A 4,249-nucleotide genomic window follows, 5' to 3' on the forward strand; every position below is an offset into this window, starting at 1 on the left:
GTAAGGGCGCTACGTTCAGCAATCCAGTTGGCAATAGTGGAGAAAAAGTAGCTAAAGACTAAAATGATCGATAACACCACCAGTGGCCAGAGCAGATAGCTCAGCCACTGAAGCCAGCCGGGAGCCAGTGCCATTAACTCTGGTATCCACTGGCCCATGCGGTGGAACAATCAGATAAAGGCACCACCCATCAGGATGATATTAACTAACAGTGGAAAAATGATAAAACGACGGATGCTAGGCAGGCGGATCAGTTTCCATCCCTGAGCAAAATAGTGCACGCCGTTGTAAGCGTGGTCGGAATTGTGATGTGACATGGACTGCTTTTCTCCATTATTTGGGTAGGCTGTAGCTATCATAACCCAGCTTTTTCCACTTACCAGGTGCCTTTTGCGCGAAAAAACAGCAAAGAAGCGCACCTAGTACGTGATATTTGTCAGAAAATACTGCACGGACTTGCACTTGTGTACTCGGGCAAATACAGTTAGAGGATAAAGTTTGCCGCGGTGGCAAGGTATTGGAACAACAGAGAATACAATGATGCAGGATTTGCGTCTGATATTAATCGTTGTTGGCGCGATCGCCATAATAGCGCTTTTACTGCACGGCCTGTGGACCAGCCGTAAAGAGCGCTCATCCGTTTTTCGCGATCGCCCTCACAAGCATTTAAAGCAGGATAGAGAAAAAGCGTTCGAGGATGACGAAGAGGGCGTGGGTGAAGTGAGCGTACAGCGTAACCAGCCTGAGCCAACGGACACTTCCTTGGGTGGATTTAATGCCGGGGATGAGCCGCCGCGTCAACCCAAACCTCGTCAACAGCCAGAACCTGTGCGTCATCAGCCACAAATTGATGAGCAGCCAGAGCTTGGTACGCTATTTGGCGGCGAACTGCCGCACGCGCCGGAACCTGAATACGATGAACCGGAAGTTTCAGCGCCGGTGCGTCAGCCTGAGCCCGTTTGCCCGGCGGTCACGCGAGAGCCTGTTGCCCTGCCAGCTGCACCCGTGCAGCCAGCAGTGACGGAACCAACGGTTCAAGAGATTGCCGAGCAGAAGCGTGAAGAAGCGCAGCGTAAAGAGACCGTTCTGGTGCTGCACGTTTCTGCCCACGCCGGTGGCGTGATCAACGGTGAAGCGCTGCTGCAGGGCGTATTGCAGGCTGGCTTCCAGTTTGGCGAAATGAACATCTTCCATCGTCATCTAAACCCGGCGGGCAGCGGCCCGGTCCTGTTCAGCTTAGCGAATATGGTGAAGCCAGGATCGTTCAACCCGGATAATATGTCCGAGTTCTCCACCCCGGGGGTCTCTATCTTTATGATGGTACCGTCGTACGGTGATGCACATCAGAACTTCAAGCTGATGCTGCAATCCGCACAGCGCATCGCCGACGATGTTGGTGGCGTGGTGCTAGATGATCAACGCCGCATGATGACCCCGCAAAAGCTGGAAACTTACAAGGCGCGCATCCGAGACGTGATTTACGCTAACAGCCTCTGAGTTTCCCGCTATAATCGAACTTTTTCCAAACCCCTGTCTTCCGGGTTTTTTTATCTTTGATGGTGCCGCTATGGAATCCGTACAACAACAACTCACCCATCTGCGAACCCAGCTTCGCCACCACGAATACCAGTACCACGTGCTTAATGCCCCCGAATTACCCGATGCGGAATATGACCGTTTTATGGAGGAACTGCGCGCGCTGGAAGCTGGGCATCCTGAACTCATCACCAGCGATTCGCCGACCCAGCGTGTCGGGGCCGCACCATTGAGCGCCTTAGAGCAGGTGCGTCATGAAGTGCCAATGCTGTCGCTGGATAATGCCTTTGATGAAGAGAGCTACCTAGCGTTTAACAAGCGCGTGCAGGATCGCCTGAAAAACGTGGATGAGATCACTTTCTGCTGCGAGCTGAAGCTCGACGGATTGGCAGTCAGCCTGCTGTATGAGAACGGTGAACTGGTGCGCGCTGCCACGCGTGGTGATGGCACCAACGGCGAAAATATCACGGCGAACGTGCGCACTATTCGCGCTATTCCACTGCGCCTGCATGGTGACAATATTCCGGCCCGTGTCGAAGTGCGCGGCGAAGTGTTTATGCCGCAGCCCGGGTTCGAAAAGATGAACGACGAAGCGCGCCGCACTGGCAATAAGGTGTTCGCCAACCCGCGTAACGCCGCCGCTGGGTCGCTGCGCCAGCTTGATCCGCGCATCACCGCCAAACGTCCGCTGACCTTCTTCTGCTACGGCCTTGGCCTGCTGGAAGGCGGTGAAATGCCGTGCAGCCATATCGGACGCTTGCAGCAGTTTAAAGCTTGGGGATTACCGGTCAGTGAGCGTGTGCGCCTGTGCCACACCGCTGAAGAAGTGCTGGCCTTTTACCATCAGGTGGAGGTCGACCGCCCGAATCTCGGCTTTGATATAGATGGCGTGGTGATCAAAGTCGATTCGCTCGATCTGCAGGAGCAGCTCGGCTTTGTGGCGCGCGCTCCGCGCTGGGCGGTGGCGTTTAAATTCCCAGCGCAGGAGCAGATGACCGTGGTGCGCGACGTTGAATTCCAAGTGGGCCGCACCGGCGCGATTACCCCCGTTGCGCGCCTAGAGCCAGTGCTGGTCGCGGGCGTGATGGTGAGTAACGCCACGCTGCACAATGCCGATGAAATTGAACGCCTCGGCCTGAAGATTGGTGACCGCGTGGTAATCCGCCGCGCGGGTGATGTTATTCCCCAAGTGGTCAGCGTGGTGGAAAGCGCGCAAGAGGCGCGTGAAGTGCAGTTCCCGACGCACTGCCCAGTCTGTGGCTCGGACGTTGAGCGCGTCGAGGGAGAGGTTGTTGCCCGCTGCACCGGCGGCCTGATCTGCGGCGCGCAGCGCAAAGGGGCGCTAAAACACTTTGTGTCGCGCCACGCGCTGGATATCGACGGCATGGGCGAGAAGATCATCGACCAGCTGGTGGATAAAGAGTGCGTGAAAAATCCGGCGGATCTGTTCGATCTCACCCCCGGCAGGCTGACCGGGCTAGATCGTATGGGACCGAAGTCAGCACAGAACGTGGTCAATGCGCTGGCGAAAGCCAAACAAACCACCTTTGCCCGCTTCCTCTATGCGCTTGGCATCAGTGAAGTCGGGGAAGCCACCGCCGCTAACCTCGCCGCCCATTTCGGTACCCTAAAGGCGTTAATGGCCGCCGATCTGGAGGCGTTAATCGCCGTACCGGATGTGGGCAAGGTGGTCGCCAGCCACGTGCGTAACTTTATGGATGAAGAGAGCAACCGCGAGGTGATTTGCCTGCTAGTTCAGAAAGCCGGCATCCACTGGCCGGCAGTGGTGGTGAAAGCCGAAGAGATCGATAGCCCGTTCGCCGGGAAAACCGTGGTACTGACCGGCTCTCTCAGCATTCTGCCGCGCGATAAAGCGAAAGACCGGCTGGGGGCGCTGGGGGCGAAAGTCAGCGGCAACGTGTCGAAAAAAACCGATCTGGTGATTGTCGGGGAAGCCGCTGGTTCCAAGCTGGTTAAAGCGCAGGAGCTGGGGATTGAGGTGATCGACGAAGCAGAAATGATCCGCTTACTGGGCGAGTGACATGGATAAACAGCACCTGATTGAGATTGCCAACACCGTGATGCCCTACGGCAAATATAAAGGGCGGGTGCTGATCGACCTGCCGGAAGAGTATCTGCTGTGGTTTGCTCGTAAAGATGAGTTCCCGCAGGGGAATCTCGGGAAGCTGATGCAGATTACGCTGGCGATTAAAATCGAAGGTCTAGAAGGGCTGGTGAAACCGCTGAAGTGCTAGCTTAACCAGTTGATTTACAGCTTAAACGGCACTGTTGCAAAGATCTGGCGATGGTAAACTGATGCCACTGTTTAGTTGAAGGAGCAGCACATGAACCCATTTAAAGGTCGACATTTTGAGCGTCATATTATCCTGTGGGCCGTCCGCTGGTACTGCAAATATGGCATCAGTTATCGTGAGCTGCAGGAGATGCTGGCGGAGCGAGGGGTAAATGTCGATCACACCACGATTTATCGATGGGTTCAGCGTTCTGCACCTGAAATGGAAAAGCGGCGGCGCTGGTACTGGCGTCAACCTTCCGGTTTTGGCTCATGGCATCTCGATGAAACCTACGTGAAGGTCAACGGACGCTGGGCTTATCTGTACCGCGCCGTCGACAGCAGGGGCTGCACCATTGACTTTTACCTGTCTTCACGTCGTCACACCAAAGCCGCCTATCGCTTTATGGGTAAACTTCT

General features: G+C 55.5%; 4 protein-coding genes and 1 pseudogene. 4 read left to right on the top strand and 1 reads right to left on the bottom strand.

Annotated elements, in window-relative coordinates; translation table 11 throughout:
* Positions 1–317 (bottom strand): annotated as a pseudogene (locus tag BBW68_RS14470) (EI24 domain-containing protein); the annotation flags it as partial.
* 220 nt (positions 318–537) lie between these two features.
* Here BBW68_RS14470 and zipA point away from each other — a divergent pair.
* From zipA to BBW68_RS14490, 4 genes are all read left to right on the top strand, one after another.
* On the top strand, positions 538–1,497 hold the full coding sequence (gene zipA, locus BBW68_RS14475; protein WP_070135888.1) for a cell division protein ZipA: 960 nt from the start codon (positions 538–540) through the stop codon (positions 1,495–1,497).
* A 70-nt stretch (positions 1,498–1,567) separates the two neighbouring features.
* Entirely contained in the window at positions 1,568–3,577 is a 2,010-nt protein-coding gene (gene ligA, locus BBW68_RS14480; protein ID WP_070135889.1) for an NAD-dependent DNA ligase LigA, read from the top strand.
* 1 nt (position 3,578) lies between these two features.
* On the top strand, positions 3,579–3,791 hold the full coding sequence (locus tag BBW68_RS14485) for a DUF3820 family protein (protein WP_070135890.1): 213 nt from the start codon (positions 3,579–3,581) through the stop codon (positions 3,789–3,791).
* A gap of 90 nt (positions 3,792–3,881) precedes the next feature.
* A partial coding sequence (locus tag BBW68_RS14490; RefSeq protein WP_148127594.1) for an IS6 family transposase occupies positions 3,882–4,249 on the top strand: 368 nt, incomplete at its 3' end.

Source organism: Candidatus Erwinia dacicola (assembly GCF_001756855.1).
Lineage (GTDB): Bacteria > Pseudomonadota > Gammaproteobacteria > Enterobacterales > Enterobacteriaceae > Erwinia > Erwinia dacicola.